Origin of the sequence: Rhodococcus mengyinensis, from assembly GCF_048381435.1 — a bacterium.
Classification (GTDB): Bacteria; Actinomycetota; Actinomycetes; order Mycobacteriales; family Mycobacteriaceae; genus Rhodococcus_F; species Rhodococcus_F opacus_D.
Window position 1 is genome coordinate 104,760 of the sequence record NZ_JBLWIT010000161.1, and the last position, 20,039, is coordinate 124,798.

The window sequence follows — 20,039 nt, forward strand, 5'->3', positions numbered from 1 at the left end:
CCGCGGTGGGTGACCACGACGCCCTTCGGCTTACCCGTCGAACCCGAGGTGTAGATGAGATACGCCGGGTGGTCGACCGTCAGCGCGCGGCGCAGATCCGCGTCCTCCACCGCGTCCGCACTGCGGGCACCGATCTCCTCGGCAGCCGCGGTCTCGTCGAGGACGATCCACGGCACCGTGCCGGGAAGGTCGTCGTGATGGCGGGCGACCGTCAGTCCGAGGACCGCCTCCGAATCGGACAGCATCTCGCCGATCCGCTCGAACGGCAGCTTCGGGTCGACGGGCAGGTATGCGCCGCCGGCCTTGGCGATCGACCAGATCCCGAGGATGGATTCGACGGAACGCGTGATCGCCAGTGCGACATAGGTCTCCGGCCCCACGCCCCGATCGATCAGGACGCGCGCCAGCTGATTCGACCGCTCGTCGAGTTCCCGGTACGTGACCTCGCGTCCCTCGAAGGTCACCGCGACCGACTCCGGGCCGATCTCGACACCCGAACGCAGCAGTTCGGGCAGTGTGCGCGGCTCGATCGACTGCGGTCCGCGGACCGGGGCGATCGCGGCCTTCTCCGCGGCGTCGAGGATCTCGATGTCGCCGAGGACCACGTCACGGTCGGCCGACACGGCATGGAGAATCCGGCCGAACCGGTCCGCGAAGCTCAGAACGGTCTGCTCGTCGAAGATGTCGGTCGAGTAGTTGAACGTCGCGGCGATACCCGCGGCGGCCCCGTCGACGTAGCGCTCGCCGACGCTGAGCTGGAGGTCGAATTTGGCGACCTCGAGCGGGGCGTCGAGCGCCGAGATCTCGAGACCCGGGAATTCCATCCGAACCGATTCGTTGTTGTCGAACGACAACGCCACCTGGAACAGCGGCTGGTGCGCCGTCGACCGTGGGACGTCGAGTACCTCGACGAGACGCTCGAACGGAACGTCGCTGTGGCTGAACGCATTCAGATCGGTGGCGCGCACCTGTGCCAGCAGGTCGGCGAAGGTGTCGTCGGGACGCACCGACGCGCGGAGCACGAGGGTGTTGACGAACATGCCCACGAGCCTGTCCAGTTCCTGCTCGCCGCGGCCGGCGACCGGCGTGCCGATCGCGACGTCCGTCTGCGAAGACAGCCGCTCGAGCAGGACCGCGAGCGCGGCGTGCACGACCATGAAGAGGGTCGAGTTCGTTTCCTGGGCGATCGCGAGCAGCCCACGGTGGGTCTGCGCGTCGATCGTGAACCGTGCCGACGCGCCGCGCAGCGACTGCACCGGCGGCCGGGGCCGGTCGGTCGGCAACTCGAGCACCTCGGGGAGCCCGCCGAGCGCCTGCTGCCAGTAGCCGAGCTGGCGGGAGACCAGCGATTCGGGGTCGGACTCGTCACCGAGCGACTCACGCTGCCACAACGCGTAATCGGCGTACTGGACGGGCAGCGGTTCCCACCCGGGAGCGCTGCCGGCGGAACGCGCCGCGTAGGCGGTCATGATGTCGGTGGAGAGGGGCGCCAGCGACGCACCGTCGGCCGAGATGTGGTGCACGACCATCATCAGGATGTGGTCGGTGGGGTTCACCTCGAAGCAGGCGACCCGCACCGGCACCGTCTCGGTGACGTCGAATCCGGTGGCGCCGAGTTCACGCAACCGCGCGTACAGGTCCTGCTCGTCGGCGACCGGGGTCGGGGTCAGATCGGACACCACGTCGGCTGCGGGCAGCACGAGCTGGTGCGCGTCCTCGTCGCCGACCGGGAAGACCGTCCGCAGCGACTCGTGCCGCTCGACGACGTCCGCCCACGCCGCATTCAGCGCCGCCGGGTCGATCGAGCCGGTCAACCGCACCGCCAGCGGCAGGTTGTACGCCGGGGAGGACGGATCGAACTGGTTGACGAACCACATCCGCTGCTGAGCCAGCGACAGCGGGATGCGGTCGGGCCGCGAACGGGCGACGAGCGCGGGATGCTGTTCGCCGGTACTCGCGGTCGCCTCGAGCAGCTCCGCGAGTTCCGCGACCGTCGGATTTTCGAAGCACTCCCGTACCGACAGGTGCGCACCGAGCGCGACCCTGAGCCGGGCCGTGAGCCTCGTCGCGCTGATGGAGTTGCCACCGAGGTCGAAGAACGAGTCGGTGGACCCGACTCGATCGGCGCCGAGCACCTCTTCGAAGACCCTCGCCACGATCGTCTCGACCGGCGTACGAGGGGGTACGTACTCCACCGCGACGGTGGTGAACTCGGGCTCGGGCAATGCCTTTCGATCCAGCTTCCCGCTGGCACCGAGAGGGAAGCTGTCCAGGACGACGATGCGGGCGGGCACCATGTACGCGGGCAGGAGCTGCGCCGCTGCGTCCTGCACCGACTTCGTGTCGATCTGGGCGCCGGACCGCGGAACCACGTAACCCACGAGATTTTCGCCGGTCGCGTCGCTTCGATGGATCGTGACCGCGGCCTGCGCCAACGACGGATGCGACAACAACGCAGCCTCGACCTCGCCGAGCTCGATCCGCAGGCCACGCAACTTGACCTGGAAGTCGCTGCGTCCGAGGTACTCGAGGTTCCCGTCGGCGCGACGTCGAACGACGTCGCCCGTTCGGTACATTCTCTGCCCGGCGCCGCCGAACGGGTTGGCGACGAACCGGTCGGAGGTCAGATCGCTACGTCCGACGTAGCCGCGCGCCAACTGGGTGCCCGCGAGATACAGCTCGCCGGGGACCCCGACCGGCACCGGACGAAGACGCGAATCCAAGACGTGGAGATCGGTGTTCCACACCGCACTTCCGATGGGCACGGTGCCGCGAACGTCCGGGTCGACGTGCCCGGCGGTCGCGTGCACGGTGAATTCCGTCGGACCGTACAGGTTGTGCAATTCGGCATCCGACAATCCGCGGAACGCCTCGGCGGTCGCCGGCGGAAATGCCTCGCCCGCGACGAGCACCACTCGAAGGCTGAGCAGGTCGTGTCGATCGGCTTCGCCGACGAACACCGACAGCATCGACGGCACGAACGACGTTGCGGTGACGCCCTCACGCGCAATCAACGCCGCGAGATACTCGGGATCACCGTGACCGTCGGGTGACGCAATCACCAGACGAGCACCCGAGACGAGCGTCGCGAACAACTCCCAGACCGACACATCGAATGTCGCCGGAGTCTTCTGCAGCACGACATCGTGTGCGCCGAGCCCGTACTCGTCGACGATCCACGAGATCTGGTTCAGGACCGCCGCGTGGCTGACCGCGACGCCCTTCGGCCGTCCCGTCGAACCGGACGTGTAGATGACGTAGGCAGGGTTCGACGGCCGAAGGGCCCCCCGGCGCTCCTCGTCGCGCACCGGCGCGGCCGAAGCGTCGACAGGAAGCTGGTCGATCTCCACCACGCGGTATCCGGCGGGCAGGGTGAGAGCATCTCGCGCAACCGTCAGGACACAGAGCGGCGAGGCGCTGTCCAGAACGTAGGACGTGCGGTCGGCCGGATGGTCGGGGTCGAGCGGAACATAGGCGCCACCCGCCTTCACGATGGCGTACATCGCGACCATCGAGTCGATCGATCGCCGAATCGCGAGAGCGACCCTCACCTCCGGCCCGACACCCATCTCGATCAGGCTTCGCGCGAGTCGATTGACGCGATCGTCGAACTCGGCATAGGTCAGCGTCTCGTCGCCGGACACCAGGGCCACCGCGTCCGGCGTCCGCGCCACCTGCTCGTCGAACAGGTCGACGAGGGTGCGGCTTTCGTCCGTGCCTGCCGCGGTACCGGCTGCGGTGGCGTCCGCGATCACGCCGGCGAGGACACCGGCGAACGTGTCCGCGAATCCTTCGCCCGACGAGCCGTCGAGCAGTCCGGGCAGCAGGGTGGACAGGGCCACCGTCACCGCGGCCTCCGGGCCCACGCCCACACCGGCGAGCGTGCGCGCGAGTTCCGCGGACTTGTCCCGCAACTGCGCGTACGTGACATCGGTGCCGTTGTGCGACAGCGCGATTCCGTCCGGGTTGATCGACGCCGCGCCGTCGAGGAGTTCGGGCAGCGACTTGGTGGCCGTCAACTCCTCCGAGATCGAGTGCGACATCAGGGACTGCGCCCCCTCGTCCGGCACGGCCAGACCGGCCTTCTCGTCCTCGGTCAGGATGTCGATGTCACCGACGACGGCGTCCGCGTCGGCCGTGACGGCCTCGAGCACGCGAACGAAGCGATCGGCGAAACCGCGGACCGTCGACTCGTCGAACAGATCGGTGGCATAGGAGAACCAGCCTCGCATGCCGTTCGCGACGGATCCCGCGTCGAACCGCTCCTCGACGGCGACACCGAGATCGGTCTTGCTCGTGGTGAGTCCGCTCTCGAGGACCTCGACGGTCAGCCCGGCGAGCTCGAGCTTCGGCCGTTCCAGGTTCTGGAAGCTCAGCATCACCTGCGCGAGAGGCGCGTACGCGGCGGTGCGCGACGGACGGAGCACCTCGACGATCTGCTCGAACGGCACGTCGGCGTTGCCGAATGCATTCAGATCGACCTCACGTGCCTGCGTGAGCAGCGTGCTGAAACGGGCGTTCTGGTCCACATCGGTGCGCAGCACGAGCGTGTTGACGAACATACCGACGAGATCGTCGAGCGCGCGGTCACCGCGGCCCGCGACAGGGGTGCTGACGGAGATGTCGCTGGTGTTGCTCAGTCGCCCCAACAGCACGGCGAGTGCGGTGTGCACCACCATGAACAGCGACGCCTGGTGGGTCTGTGCGAGTTCGTTCAGCGACCGGTGCACGTCCTGCCCGATCTCGAACTCGATCAGACCGCCCTGCGGGTTGCGGACGGCCGGGCGCGGCCGGTCGGCGGGGAGGTCGAGAACCTCCGGTGCATCGCCGAGCGCGTGCGTCCAGTACGCGATCTGCTTGCCCGCGAGCGACTCCGGGTCGTCCTCGGAGCCGAGGAGATTCCGCTGCCACAGGGCGAAGTCCGGGTACTGCACGGGCAGCGGCGAGAAGCTGGGCTCCTCCCCCTGCACGCGAGCGCCGTAGGCGCCGAACAGGTCCCGTGCGAGCGGGGCCATCGACGAGCCGTCCGCCGAGATGTGGTGGACGACGACGACGAGGACGTGGTCGCGTTCCCCGAGTTCGAACAGGGCGGCGCGCACCGGGACGTCGGCGGTGACGTCGAAGCCGGCCGATGCCAGCGCGACGACCCGCTCCCGCAGTTCCTGCTCGTCGGCCACGCGGACGACGTCGAGCCCGGACTTCGTGTCGGATGCGGACAGGACGACCTGGTAGGGGCCGTCGACGGAATCCGGGTACACCGTGCGCAGCGATTCGTGCCGGGCGACGACGTCGGCGATCGCCGAACGCAGCGCGTCGGCGTCCAGTGCGCCGGTGAGCCGCAACGCCAACGGGATGTTGTACTCGGCCGATTCGGGATCGAACCGGTTGGCGTACCACATCCGCTGCTGGGCCAGCGACAGCGGCAGCCGGTCCGGACGCGGTCCGGCGGTGACGGGCGGTCGGGCGCCGCCGTCCACACCGAGCTCTTCCAGCCTGCGCGCCAGCTGCGCCACCGTGGGAGCCTCGAAGATCTCGCGCACCGGAGCGTCGATGCCGACGGCCTCGTTGATCCGCGCCATCACGCGGGTAGCGGCGAGCGAGTTTCCGCCGAGCGTGAAGAAGGAGTCGTCGGCACCGACCACGTCGACACCGAGCACCTCCGCGAACACTGCGGCCACCCGCTGCTCGAGAGCGGTTCCCGCGGCACGGAACTCACGGTCCTCCGCCAGGAACTCGGGCTCGGGCAGGGCGCGGCGGTCGAGCTTGCCCACCGGGGTGAGCGGGATGGCGTCGAGGGTCACAATCGTCGACGGCACCATGTACGTGGGCACGAACTCGCCCACGAAGTCCAGCATCCGGGTGACGTCCACCTCGGCGCCCGGCACCGGAAGCACGTACGACACGAGGACCGAATCCCCGGACGGTCCCGGCAGCACGGACGTCGTGGCGAAGTCGACGGCGGGGTGCTTGGCGAGCACCGCGTCGATCTCGCCGAGTTCGATGCGGAACCCGCGGACCTTCACCTGCTGGTCCGAGCGGCCGACGTAGTCGACGGTCAGCGCACCGTCCGCGTCCTTCGTCCAGCGCACGACGTCGCCGGTGCGGTACATCCGGTCGCCCGGCTCACCGTACGGGTTCGCGACGAAGCGTCCCGCGGTCAGCGGCGTGCGCCGGTGGTAGCCACGGGCGAGTCCGAGACCCGACAGATAGAGGTCACCTGCGATACCGACCGGAACGGGGCGGAGCCGATCGTCGAGGACCAGCGCGCTGGTGCCGCGAATCGGACCACCGATCGTGACCGGGCCGTCGGCGGCCATCGGGTCGCTGATGTTGGTCATGATCGTGGTCTCGGTGGGACCGTATCCGTTGAACAGCGAACGTCCGGATGCCCAGCGCGCCGCGAGTTCCGCCGGGACGGCCTCGCCGCCGGCGACGACGAACTGGAAGTCGTCGAGCCCGGACGGATCCACGGACGCCAGCGCCGAAGGCGTGACGAAGCCGTGCGTGACGCGGTGCTCGCGCAGGAACTTCGCGAACTCGGGTCCGCCGTACACATCGGTGGGAGCGATCACCATGGTGGCACCGGCGCCGACCGCGAGCAGCAGTTCGAGAACGGACGCGTCGAAGCTCGGCGACGCGAAGTGCAGCGTCCGCGAGTCCGTCGTCACCTGGTAACGCTCACGCTGTTCGGCCGCGAAGTTGGCGAGACCCCGGTGCGTCACGACGACGCCCTTGGGTTGCCCGGTGGTGCCGGACGTGTAGATCACGTAGGCGCTGTTGGCCGGTGTCACCGCCGTGCGACGCTCCGCCGCCGCGACGGGAGCGGTGGAGTACCGCGCGGCGGCATTCTCGAAGTCTTCGCTGTCGAGGACCAGCCAGTCCACGCCCGCCGGAAGCCGGCCGACCTCGGAGCTCACGGAAAGCCCGAGCGCCACACCGGAATCGGTGACCATGTGCGCGATGCGCTCGTCCGGGTACCGGGGGTCGATCGGCACGTACGCGCCGCCGCTCTTGGCGACCGCCCAGATGCCGGCGATCGACGCGATCGAGCGGGTGATGCCGAGTCCGACGAACGTCTCCGCGCCGACTCCGCGCTCGATCAGGATGCGCGCCACACGGTTCGAGCGCTCGTCCAGCTCGCGGTAGGTGATGCTCTCGCCGCCCGAGACGATCGCGACCCCGTCGGGGTTCGCGGCGACCGCCGCGGACAGCAGTTCGACGAGAGTCGTGGGCGGGGTGCCCTCGATACCGCGGACCGGTATCAGTTCCGCTGTCTCCTCGGCGTCGAGGATGGGGATGTCCCCTACCGCGATGTCGGTTCCGCCGCCTGCGACGGCGGAGAGGATCCGCACGAAACGGTCCGCGAAGCCCTGCACGGTCTCCGCGTCGAAGATCTCGGTGGCGAACCCGAGAACGCCGGTGATCCCGGTGGGCGCACCCTCGTCCGACCACAGTTCGCGCAGGTCGACGGTGAGGTCGAACTTGCTGAACTCGACGTCCACGGCGCCGGGTGTCGCCTCGAGTCCGGCAAATTCGAGCGACGGAATGCCGTTGACCTGATGGGTCAGCACGACCTGGAACAGCGGCGAGTACGCCGTGGACCGGGTCGGCTTCAGGGCGTCCACCAACTGCTCGAACGGGACGTCCTGATTACTGAACGCGGCAAGGTCCTGGGTGCGGACCTGCTCGAGCAGTTCGGCGAAGGACGTTCCGGGCTCGACCTCGGTCCGCAGCACCAGTGTGTTGACGAACATGCCGACGAGGTTCTCGAGCGCCTCGCCACCGCGACCGGCCACGGCGGTGCCGATGGCGATGTCGGTGCTCGAACTGAGCCGTGCCAGCAGAACGGACAGCGACGCGTGCAGCACCATGAACAGCGACACGTTGTGTGCGCGCGCGACCTCACCGAGACGACGGTGGATGTCCTCGTCGACGGAGAAGCCCACGGAGGCGCCTGCCATCGACCGCACCGTCGGGCGGGGCCGGTCGGTGGGGAGTGCCAGGACGTCGGGCACACCCGCGAGGGTCTTCGACCAGAAGTCGATCTGCGCCGCGGCCAGGGAGTCGGGGTCGTCCTCGGAACCGAGCACGTCCCGCTGCCACAGCGCGTAGTCGGCGTACTGGACGGGCAGCGCCGGCCAGGCGGGCTGCGTCCCGTCCTGACGGGCCGCGTAGGCCGTCATGACGTCGCGGGCCAGCGGCAACGTGGACGCGCCGTCGGACGCGATGTGGTGCATGACCAGCACCAGGACGTGGTCGGTCGCGCCGAGCCGGAACAGGCGGGCCCGGACCGGGATCGTGTCGGTGACGTCGAAGCCGGTGGAACCGAACTCGAACATCCGGTCCCGCAGGTCCTCCTCGCGGACGTCGACCGGCTCGAGAGCGAGGTCGATGCCGGCGGCGGGCAGGATCACCTGGTGCGCGCCGGAATCGGAGTCCGGGAACACGGTCCGCAGCACCTCGTGCCGCGCGACGACGTCGGACAGCGCCGCGGCCAGCGCGGCGACGTCCAGCTCGCCGCGCAGTCGCACGGTGAGCGGAACGTTGTACGCCGGCGACGACGGGTCGAAACGGTTGAGGAACCACATCCGCTGCTGCGCGAGCGACAGCGGCAACTCCCGGGGGCGCTCGCCCGCGACGAGTGCCGGCCGGGTGGAGCCGTGGTGAGCCCGGTCCTCGACGAGCTTCGCGAGGGTCGCGATCGTGGGGGCCTCGAACAGATCACGGATCCCGACCTCGGTGCCGGTCGCGGACGTGACGCGGGCAGCGACGCGGGTGGCGCTGAGCGAGTTGCCGCCCAGGTCGAAGAACGACTCGTCGACACTCACTCGCGTCGCGGAGAGGATGTCACCGAAGATGCCGGCGACGACCTCCTCGAGCGGGGTGCGCGGCGCGACGAATTCGACCGTGCTCGTGGCGAAGACCGGCTCCGGGAGGGCCTTGCGGTCGACTTTGAGATTCGCGTTGAGCGGCATCTCGTCGAGCACCATCACCGTGTCCGGGATCATGTGCGACGGCAGCACGTGCCGCAGTGCGTCGAGCGTCGCATCGACGTCGAGTTCGGCGCCTGCGGTCGCGGTGACGTATGCGACGAGCCGGGGACCCTGCTCGCTGTCGTGGACGACCACCACCGACTTCTGCACCGCGTCGGTCGCGTTGAGTGCGGATTCGATTTCGCCGAGTTCGATTCGGAGACCGCGGATCTTCACCTGGAAGTCGCTGCGGCCCACGAACACGAGCCCGCCGTCGGCACGCTCGCGGACGAGGTCACCGGTCCGGTACATGCGGGCGCCGGGCCCCTCGAACGGATTCGCCACGAATCGTGACGCGGTGGTGCCGAACATGTTGCCGTACCCGCGGGCCAGGACCTGGCCGCCGATGTAGAGGTCACCGGTCACTCCCGGCGGCACGGGGCGCATCCGGCCGTCGAGCACGTGGTACCGGACACCGCGGAACGCGGCGCCGAACGGGACCGGCCACGACTCGGCATCCTCGGTGGACAGGTCCAGTTCGTACGAGGAGCAGGTGACCGATGCCTCGGTCGGGCCGTAGTTGTTGAGCAGGCGCGAGTCCGTGCCGATCAACGCCGTGCAGGCTGCAGGCCGCAGCATCTCACCGCCGAGGAGGACGACCTTCAGATTGGGCAGGACGCCCTCGGTGTCCAGTTCGGTGAGGACCTCGAACGCACTGGGCGCGAGGTTCGTGATCTGGACCTCGCCCGTGCCGATCATGCGGAGAATCGGTCCCGGATCGAAGCCGTCGTCGGCGAGGTGGAGCACACCGCCGTACGCGAGACCCACCCAGATGTTCTTCTGGGTCTGGTCGAACAGCGGGGAGTTCGCGATCAGCAGTCCGGTGCCGTCCTTCACCCGGAGGTCGCACTGGTACGACTGATAGTTGTTGGACAGGCCCAGCATCGGCACCATCGTGGGCTTGGGCCGCCCGGTCGAGCCCGACGTCGAGATGACGTGCCCGAGGCGCGTGCCTGCGTGCTCGTCCGACCACGGGTCGTGCGGGAAGTCGGTGTCGTCGAGCGATTCGAGGTGGCGCGCCGTCTCGGGGTCGTCGAGCACGATCGGGTCGTCGAGCGCCGCGTTCCCCGTGGGTGCCTCGGTGAGCCCGCTCCAGGACCGGGTGGCCACCACGGTCCGCGTGCCGCTGTCCTCGACGAGGCCCGTGATCCGCTCCATTCCCCACTTCTGGTCGAACGGGGAGTACGCCGCGCCGACCTTCCAGGTGGCGAGCATCCCGATCACCCATTCGACCGAACGGGGGGTGAGCAGTGCGACGACGTCGTCGGGGCGGACACCACGGGACAGCAGTTCGCGTGCGAGCTGGTTGGCCCGGCGGTTCAATTCGCCGCGGCTGGTCTCGACGCCGCCCGCCACGACGGCGCGAGCCTCCGGGTCGCGCTCGACCCACTCCTGCCAGCGCGTGACGAAGAGTTCGAGGGGCCATCCCGACGTTTCGGTGACCTCCGCCTCCGGCGTCGCAACGATCTCCGGTGCGGGCGCGGCGATCTCGATGTCACCGACGAGGGCGTGCGCGTCCGCGATGACCTGGTCGAGGATCGTGCCGAAGCCGTCCTTCCCGTCCTCGGACGGCGGAGCCATCATGATCGTGGGAACCAGACCGGACAGCACCACGGAGACGATCGCGTCCGGACCCATCCCCCGCTCCGACAGCGGCGCGGACATCAAGCGGAGCCGCTCGTCGAACTCGCGGTACGTCACCTGCATGCCGTCGTGAGCGACGGCGACGGCGTCGGGAGCGACCTCGACCGCAGCGGCCAGAAGCTGCGGCAGCTCGCGAACGGTCATCGTGCGTGCGGGCCTGACAGGGCTCAACTTTGCTCTCTCGTGTTCGGTGAGAATGTCGATGTCGCCTACAGCGACACCGGGATCGGTGACGACGGCCTCGAGGATCCGGACGAACCGCTCGGAGATCCGTTCCGCGGTGCTCCGCTCGAACAGGTCGGTGGCGAACGTGAACCTGCCGCCGAGGCCTGCCGGTTCACCCGACTCGTCGGCCTTCTCGGTGATCGTCAACGTGAGGTCGTACTTGGCGCCCTGCGCCATGTCCTCGATCACGCGCACGGCCAGCCCGGGCAGTTCGAGCGCGTCCATCCGGTTGTTCTGGAACGACAACATCACCTGGAACAGCGGCGAGTACGCCGCCGAGCGCCGGATCCGCAGTGCCTCCACGATCTTCTCGAACGGCACGTCGGAATTGCCGAACGCCGCCAGGTCGCCTTCGCGGACCCGTTCGACGAGATCGGCGAACGAATCCCCCGGCCGCACGCGGGTGCGCAGGACGAGGGTGTTGACGAACATGCCCACCAGGTCGTCGAGCGCCTGATCGCTGCGTGCGGCGAGCGGGGTGCCGACGGTGATGTCGTCGCTCGTGCTCAGCCGCGACAGCAGCGTCGTCAACGCCGCGTGCGTCACCATGAAGAGCGAGGCGCCGCGTTCCCTGCCGACCGCTTCGAGGCCGCGCCGCAGTTCGGGGGTGATCGCGAAGTCGATCGAATCGCCTCGCATCGACTGCCTGGCCGGGCGTGCGTGGTCCAGCGGGAGGTCGATCAGCTCGGGTGCCCCGGAGAGGGTGTCGGCCCAGTGCGCGATCTGCTTGCCCGCGAGCGACCGGGTGTCGGCGGGGTCGCCGAGGACCTCGCGCTGCCACAGCGCGAAGTCGGGGTACTGCACCGGCAGCGGCTGCCACAGCGGAGCCGCACCGGCGGTGCGCGCGCTGTACGCGACCATGACGTCGCGCGCGAGCGGCGACATCGACGCGCCGTCGGCGCAGATGTGGTGTACGACGAGGACGAGCAGGAACTCGCTCTCACTGGTGGCGAACAGCCGGATACGCAGCGGGGGCGCGACCGTGACGTCGAATCCTTCGGTGGCGAATTCGGTGAGCGCCGTGTGGAGTTCGGCCTCGGTCACCGGGACGGGCGTCAGGTCGAACGGAACCTGCGCGGTGTCGACGACCTGCTGGTACGGGCCGTCACCGGAGTCGGGGAACACGGTCCGCAGCGACTCGTGCCGCGCGAGTACATCCGACACGGCCGACGACATCGCGTCGATGTCGAGCGAACCGGACAGACGCACGGCGAGCGGAATGTTGTACGCCGAGGACGCCGTGTCGAACCGGTTCATCAGCCACATGCTCTGCTGCGCCATCGACAGCGGAACCCGCTCGGGGCGCGGCCGCGCGACGAGAACCGGCCGGTCGGAGCCGGTGCCGGCCTGCTCGGCTACCTTCACGGCGAGCCGTTCCACGGTCGGCGCCTCGAACAACTCGCGCACACCCAGACGGGTACCCGCGGCAGCGTTGAGCCGGGCGACAGCCTTCGTCGCCACGAGCGAGTTGCCGCCGAGGTCGAAGAACGACTCGGCGACACTGATCTTCGCGAGGCCGAGCACGTCGGCGAGCACACCGGCGACCAGTTCCTCGGTGGGCGTGCGCGGCTCGATCATCTCGCCCTGCAGGGCGTCGAAGTCGGGCTCGGGCAGAGCCCTCCGGTCGAGTTTGCCTGCGGTGGTGAGCGGGATCTCGTCGATGACGAGGACGGCGCTCGGCACCATGTGCGCCGGAAGCATGTCGCCGACGAAATGCGTCACCTCGGCCACGTCCACCGCGGCGCCCGCGGTGGGCAGCACGTACGACACGAGGGCGGTCGAACCCGACGGCATCGACGTGCCGAGGGTGGCCGCGAATTCGAGGTCCGGGTGCTTGACCAGAGCGGCGTCGATCTCGCCGAGCTCGATCCGGAAACCACGGACCTTCACCTGGAAGTCACTGCGGCCGACGTACTCCACGCCGTAGCCGGCGCGGTGCCCGTGGTCGACGACGAACCGGACGATGTCGCCCGTGCGGTACATCCGGCTCCCGCTGTCGCCGAACGGGTTCGCGACGAATCGTTCGGCGGTGAGGCCGAGACGGTCGTGGTAGCCGCGGGCGAGGCCTGGGCCTGCGATGTACAACTCCCCCGCCACGCCGACAGGTACCGGGCGTAGCAATTCGTCGAGAACGTAGACGGTGACACCGCAGACGGGACCGCCGATCTCGATCCGGCTCCCGGGCACCAGCAGGTTGCTGACGTTGCTCATGATGGTGGCCTCGGTGGGTCCGTAGCCGTTGTACATCCGACGACCCGTCGCCCAGCGTTCCACCAGTTCCGGCGGGCACGCCTCGCCGCCGACCACGACGACCTCGAGCCGGTCGAGTCCGGCCGGCTCCACCGACGCGAGCGCGGCCGGCGTGACGAAGGCGTGGGTGATTTCGTTGTCCGCGAGGAAGTTTCGCAGTTCCTCACCGCCGTACAGGTCGGCGGGCGCGACGATCATCGTCGCGCCGCAGCCGAAGGCGAGCAGCAGTTCGAGGACGGACGCGTCGAAGCTCGGGGACGCGAAGTGCAGAGTCCGCGCCGACGGGCTCACCCCGTAGTGGGTGCGCTGCTCGGCGGAGAAGTTGGCCAGACCGGTGTGGGTGACGACGACGCCCTTGGGCAGACCGGTGGTACCGGACGTGTAGATCATGTACGCCGGGTGCTCGAGCTGAACCGACGCGGTCCGCTCGGAATCCGTGACCGGCTCCGCCGACTTCGCGGCGCACAGCGCGTCGCACTCGGACGAGTCGAGGGCGAGCCATTCGACGTCCGAGGGAAGGGTGTCGCGCTGAGCGGCCACGGTCAGGCCGAGAATCGCACCGGAGTCGACGACCATGTGTGCGATGCGCTCGGACGGGTAGCGGGGGTCGACGGGCACGAAGGTGCCGCCGGCCTTGGCGACGGCCCACGTTCCGATCACCGAGTGCAGTGAGCGCGTCATCCCGAGCGCCACAGACGTTTCCGGTCCCACACCGCGATCGACGAGAACCCGGGCGAGCCGGTTCGAGCGCGCGTCGAGTTCCGCGTAGGTCAGCGATTCGCCGTCCGCGACCAGCGCGATGCGCTCACCGTTCTCGGCTGCGGTCGCGGCGAGGATCTGCGGCAGCGACAGCGGTGCGGCGGCGTCGGTGCCGTGCGCCGCCAGCAGGGACGCACGCTCGCCGGGAGCGAGGATGTCGATGTCCGCGACGAGCGTGTCGACGTCCCCGGACAGCGCACCGAGCACACGGACGACCCGCTCCATGATCTCCTCGACCTCGGCGGCCTCGAAGATCTCGGGAAGGAACTTGGCCGTCAAGTGCAGCCGCGGGTCGGTCATCGCGACGATCGCCAGCGGGTAGTGGGTGGCGTCGTTGGACGTCACGTCGAGAACGCGGAGACCCTCGATGTCGCTGCTCTTCGTGAGCGCCTCGCGGTCGAGCGGGTAGGACTCGTAGACCATCAGCGTGTCGAACAGCGCGCCGAGGCCGAGTCCCTGCTGGATGTCGGTGAGCCCGACGTGATGGTGATCGAGCAACTCGGTCTGCTCGTGCTGGATGCGGTCGAGCAGGGTGCGGACGGCGTCGCCGGCCCGGACGCGCACCCGCACCGGCAGGGTGTTGATGAAGAGCCCGAGCATGGACTCGATGCCGGGCACCTGCGGCGGACGACCCGAGACGGTGGTGCCGAACACCACGTCGTCCCGTCCGGTCAGCCTGCCCAGCACGATTCCCCACGCGGCCTGAACGAGGGTGTTCATGGTGACGCCGAGTTCGCGCGAGCGCGCGGTCATGTCGGCGAGCAGGTCGTCCGGCAGGTCGATCACCAGCTCACCGGGGGTGAGCGTCGGGGCGGTCTCCGCGTGCGCGGGTGCGAGGAGGGTGGGCTCCTCGATGCCGCTCAGGGCCTTCGTCCACGCGGCCACGGGCACCTGCGGGTCCTGCGCGGACAGCCACTCGAGGTAGCTGCGGTACGGACGCGGCTGCGGCAGTGCCAGCGCGTCGCCGTCCACCGCGTACAGGGTCAGCAGATCCTGGATGAGGATCGGCAGCGACCAGCCGTCGAGGAGGATGTGGTGGTTGGTGACGGCGAACCGGTAGCGGTCCTCGCCCGTCTCGACCAGCAGGAATCGCACGAGAGGCGGCGCGGTCATGTCGAACCGGTCGGTCCGGTTCGCGAGCATCAGCGCCTCGAGTTCCGCAGCACGGTCGGACTCGGACGCGGCCGAGAGGTCGACGTGCGTCCACGGCACGTCCACCCGGTCGACGACCACCTGCATGCCGGTGCCGTCGTCGCCCGCGACGAACGCGGTGCGCAGGTTGGGGTGCCTCGCGACGAGTGATTCCGCGGCGCGGCGGAGGCGGTCGGTGTCGACGGACCCGCCCAGGTCCATCACCAGCTGGGTGGTGTACACGTCGGTGGCGGTACCGGCCAGCGACGCGTGGAACAGCAAGCCCACCTGCAGCGGGGCCAGCGACCAGACGTCGGCGAGTGCGGGGTAGTCGCTCTCGAGGGTGTCGATCCGGCTCTGACTCAGGGAGACGAGGTCGAGGTCCGACGGCGTCCGGCCACCGGCTCCGGGCCGCTTCGTGTGTTCGACGAGCCCTTCGAGCGCGCGCGTCCACAGGCCGGTGAGCTCGCCCACCTCGGCGTCGGTGAGGACGCCCTGGGGGAAGTCGACGGTGGCCGAAAGTCGCTGTTCTCCTTCGACATCCACGATCATCGCGTTGATGTCGAGGGCGAAGTGCACCGGCATCTCGCTGTTGCGGGTACCGGTCAGCTCCATCGTGTCGGTGTCGGGCACCCAGCCCACCGCCCGGAACGCGTCGGGGATCTCGCCCACCGATACGCGGCCGAGGTAGTTGAAACTGATCTGCGGGCTCGGCAACGCCGCGAGAACCGCGCGGGTCTCGGCGTTGAGGAATCGCAGCATTCCGTAGCCGATGCCGTGCTCGGGTACCCGGGCGAGTTGTTCCTTCACCGACTTGACGGCCCGACCTGCGGCCGCGCCGCCGGCGAGGGCGTCGCGCACGTCGACGCCGGGCGCCGACAACCGGACCGGGAACATGCTGGTGAACCAGCCGACCGTGCGGGAGAGATCGGCGCCGGGCAGCACCGTCTCCTCGCGGCCGTGGCCTTCGAGGTGCACGAGGGTCGAGGACTCGGTGACGCCGCGTTCCGCGCGCCACGCCGCGACGGCGAGGGCGAGGGCGGTGAGGAGGCCGTCGTTGACGCCGCCGTGGAACGCGCGCGGCACGTCGGTCAGCAGACCGTCGGTGACGTCGGCCGGGACCTCCAGGCGGACCCGGCCGGTGGTCGAGACCGTGTCGCGGCCGTCGAGGGCGCGCGAACCGATCAGCGGGTCCGCACCGTCGAGAGTGGTGCGCCAGTGGTCGAGTTCGGCCACGCGGCGGGCGCTCCGGGCGTTGTCGGCGAGGCCGTGCGCCCAGCGGCGCACCGACGTGCCGACCGCCGGGAGCAGCGGGTCGGCACCGGCGGCAATCTGCGCCCACGCGGATGCGAAGTCGGGCACCAGCACTCGCCAGGACACCCCGTCCACGGCGAGGTGATGGATCACGACGAGCAGTCGTCCCGTCTGCGGGGTGCTCTCGTCCTCCCCGCTGACGCCGTCCTCGCCGTCCCGCGGTGCAAGATCGCCGGAGTCCTCTGCGGGCGCGAACCAGACGAAACGCACCACGCTGCCGGTCGCCGGGTCCAGCTTGTCCACCGTGCGGTCGAGGGCGTGCGCGGCGAGCGCCTCGAACGAGTCGGTGCCGGGTCCCTCGCTGAACTCGACGCGATCGACGAGCCGGTCGACGTCGACGGAGCCGATCGGTGCGACCTCCAGCGACCATCCGGCCGGAGAGTCGGTGCGGCGCAACGACGAACGCAGAGCGTCGTGGCGATCGACGACGGCCGCCAGCGTGCGCACCAGGCGGTCCCGCTCCACCTTCGGCGGCAGGGCCAGGAGAATGGACTGGGAGAAGCGGTGGAAGTCGCCGCCCAGCTCCGTCATCCAGTGCACGACCGGTGTCAGCGGCATCGTGCCGATACCGGCGCCGGGAAGTTCCTCGAGGACGTGCACCGTCGCCGACTCGGATGCCGACTTCGCGACCTCGGCGAGCGAGGCCACGGTCTTGCGCTCGAAGACGTCGCGGGCCGTGAACAGGACACCGGCTTCCTTCGCGCGGGACACCAGCTGGATCGAGACGATGCTGTCGCCACCGAGCGCGAAGAACGAGTCGCCGACACTGACCCGCGGCAGACCGAGAACTTCGGCGAACAGTCCGGCGATCGACTCCTCCATGGTGCTGCGAGGGGCCACGTACTCACTGGACTCCGCCGCGAACGTGGGTTCGGGCAAGGCCTTCCGGTCGAGTTTGCCGCTCGCGCCGACCGGCATCTCGGCGATCACCACGACGGCGTCGGGAACCATGTACGAGGGCACCGCGCGGCCGACGTGGACCGTCAGATCCTCGACGTCCACCGCCGAACCGGGTTCGGGGACGACGTACCCGACGAGCCGCTGTCCCAGGGAGCTGTCGTGCACGACCGCAACCGATTGCGCCACATGCGGATACGAGGACATCGCGGCCTCGATCTCGCCCAGTTCGATGCGCAGGCCGCGCACCTTCACCTGGAAGTCGGTGCGGCCGAGGTACTCGATGCTGCCGTCGACACGCCACTTGACGAGGTCGCCGGTGCGGTACAGACGGGTTCCCGCGGCGCCGAAAGGATTGGCCACGAAGCGTTCTGCCGTGAGCTCCGGCCTGCCCTCGTAGCCGCGCGCGACCTGGGCGCCCGCGAGATAGAGCTCTCCCGCGGATCCGATGGGAGCGGGCCGGAGGTGGCCGTCGAGCACGTACGCCTCGGTGTTCCACACCGGGGTGCCGATGGGAATCGTGTGGAGGGTCTCCCGATCCACCTCGCCTGCGGTGGCGTGCACGGTGAACTCGGTGGGGCCGTACAGGTTGTGCAACCCGGCGTCGGACTTCGCGCGGAACGCCGCGGCGACGGCAGGCGGAAACGCCTCTCCCGCAACGAGAACGACGCGCAGGCTGACGAGTTGTTCGCGGTCCGCTTCGGCGACGAACACCGACAGCATCGACGGGACGAACGATGTCGCCGTGACCTTCTCGCGCGCGATCACGTCGGCGAGGTAGGCGGGATCGCGATGCCCCTCGGGTGCGGCGATCACCAGGCGCGACCCGGAGGCGAGTGCGGCGAACAGTTCCCACACCGACACGTCGAACGTCGTCGGGGTCTTCTGCAGCACGACATCGTTCGCATCGAGCTCGTAGCGCGACGCGATCCACGTGACCTGGTTCAGGACCGAAGCGTGGCTCACCGCCACGCCCTTCGGACGTCCGGTGGACCCGGACGTGTAGATGACGTAGGCCGGGTTCGCCGGCCGCAGATCGGCTGCCCGTTCGTCGTCGCGGATCGGGCCGGCCGGGACGCCGCTCAGATCCAGGGCGTCGATCTCCAGGACGTCCTGATCGGCGGGAAAGACGAGGCCGTCGCGCGCGACCGTGAGGATGCACAGCGGGCGGGCACTCTCGAGTACGTACGCCGTGCGCTCGGCGGGGTGGTCGGGGTCGAGTGGCACGTACGCGCCGCCCGCCTTGACGACGGCGTACATCGCGACCATGGAGTCGAGCGAGCGGCGGATCGCGAGGGCGACCTTCGTCTCCGGACCCACTCCCCTGCCGATCAGCGTCCGGGCGAGACGGTTCACCCGCGCGTCGAACTCGGCGTACGTGAGCTCCTCGCCATCGAAGACGAGTGCCGTCGCGTCGGGGGTGCGCCCGACCTGGGCGTCGAACAGGTCGACGACGGTCCCCGCCGGCGGCGACACGACGTCGCCGTTCCACCCGGTCACGACCTGTCCGCGTTCCTCGTCGCTCATCGCGGCCAGGTCCGACACCGAGGCGTCGTCGCCGGCGCCGAGGAAGCGCTCGAAGAAGTCGAAGAAGCGGCTGTGGTGACGGTCCAGCTCGTCCGCGGAGTACAGGTTGGGGTTGGCCTCGAAGTCGATGTGGATCTTGCTGCCTGCCACACCCTGGTAGATGTTCAGGGAGAGGTCTTCGACCGGTCCGGTGGTGAGGACGTTCTGGTGTCCGGTGACCGTCCCCAGCTTGATCTCGCTGTGGAACATCATGATGTTGATCGAGGGACCGAAGAAGCCACGCTGCCCCTGGGGCGCTCCCGCGTCCCGGCGGATGTCCTCGTGGCGGTACCGCTGGCGGCGCAGGGCGCCGGTCAGCTCGATCTGAACGCTCTTGACCAGCTCGGGGACGGTCATCTCCGGGGTGATCTGGAGCCGGAGCGGAACGATGTTCGACACCATTCCGCCGGAACGGCGCAGCGTGGCGGTGGTGCGCGCCGAGACCGGGAGGCTGAGGACGACGTCCGTCCGGTCGGTCATGTGGGCCAGGTACGCGGCGAATGCGGCCACCACGATGGGCGCGGAGCTGGCGTTGCTGCCGCCGAGGGCCTCGTCGAGCAGGGTGGCGGTGGACTCGGGCAGTGCCTCGGAGGAGAGCCGCGCGAACTTGCCCACCATGGCCGCACGACCGGCGAGGCTCGGGGCCTCGGGCAGGTGCGCGGTGCGTTCGGCCCAGTATTCGCGATCCTTCGCGAACCGCTCGGAGTTGCGGTACCGCTGCTCGTCCTCGACGATCCGGACCAGGTCCTCGGCGCGGCAGGCCGGCGGCTCGGTGCCCTCGACCAGCGCCGTGTAGATCTCGGCGATGCGTGCGATCAGCGCCATCGCGCCGAATCCGTCGAGCGCGATGTGATGGATGCGGCAGAACCAGAAGTAGTGATTCTCCCCGACGTGGAGCAGGTAGACCACGACGAGGCGGTCTTCGAGGAGGTCGACGGGGGCGCTGTAGTTGGCCCGCATCCACTTCTCGGCGGCGTCGACGGAATCGCCCTCGCCGCGGAGGTCGACGTAGGTGATGGCGTCGTCGAGGGACTTGTCGACGTACTGGTAGGGCATCCCCTCGATCTCGACGAGGCGGAGGAAGCCGGAGCCGAACTCCCGGCCGGTACGAACCGTGGCCTCGGTCAGCAGGTCGAGGTCGATGTCACCGCGAAGCTCGATGTACTGGGCGATGGTGAGAGGAACCTCGCCCATCGCGTGTTGCGCGAACCAGATGCCTCG

Annotated in this window: 1 protein-coding gene (only partly in view); it reads right to left on the reverse strand. The window is 69.3% G+C overall.

The window, feature by feature from the left end; translation table 11 throughout:
- A protein-coding gene (locus ACNJ7E_RS42975) for a non-ribosomal peptide synthase/polyketide synthase (RefSeq protein ID WP_418342638.1) crosses the window boundary here: on the reverse strand, window positions 1-20,012 show its 5' portion. 13,717 nt of this gene lie to the left of the window's left edge; the window shows 20,012 of its 33,729 coding nt (coding positions 1-20,012); it begins with the start codon at window positions 20,010-20,012; its stop codon lies beyond the left edge, outside the window.
- Window positions 20,013-20,039 lie beyond the last annotated feature (27 nt).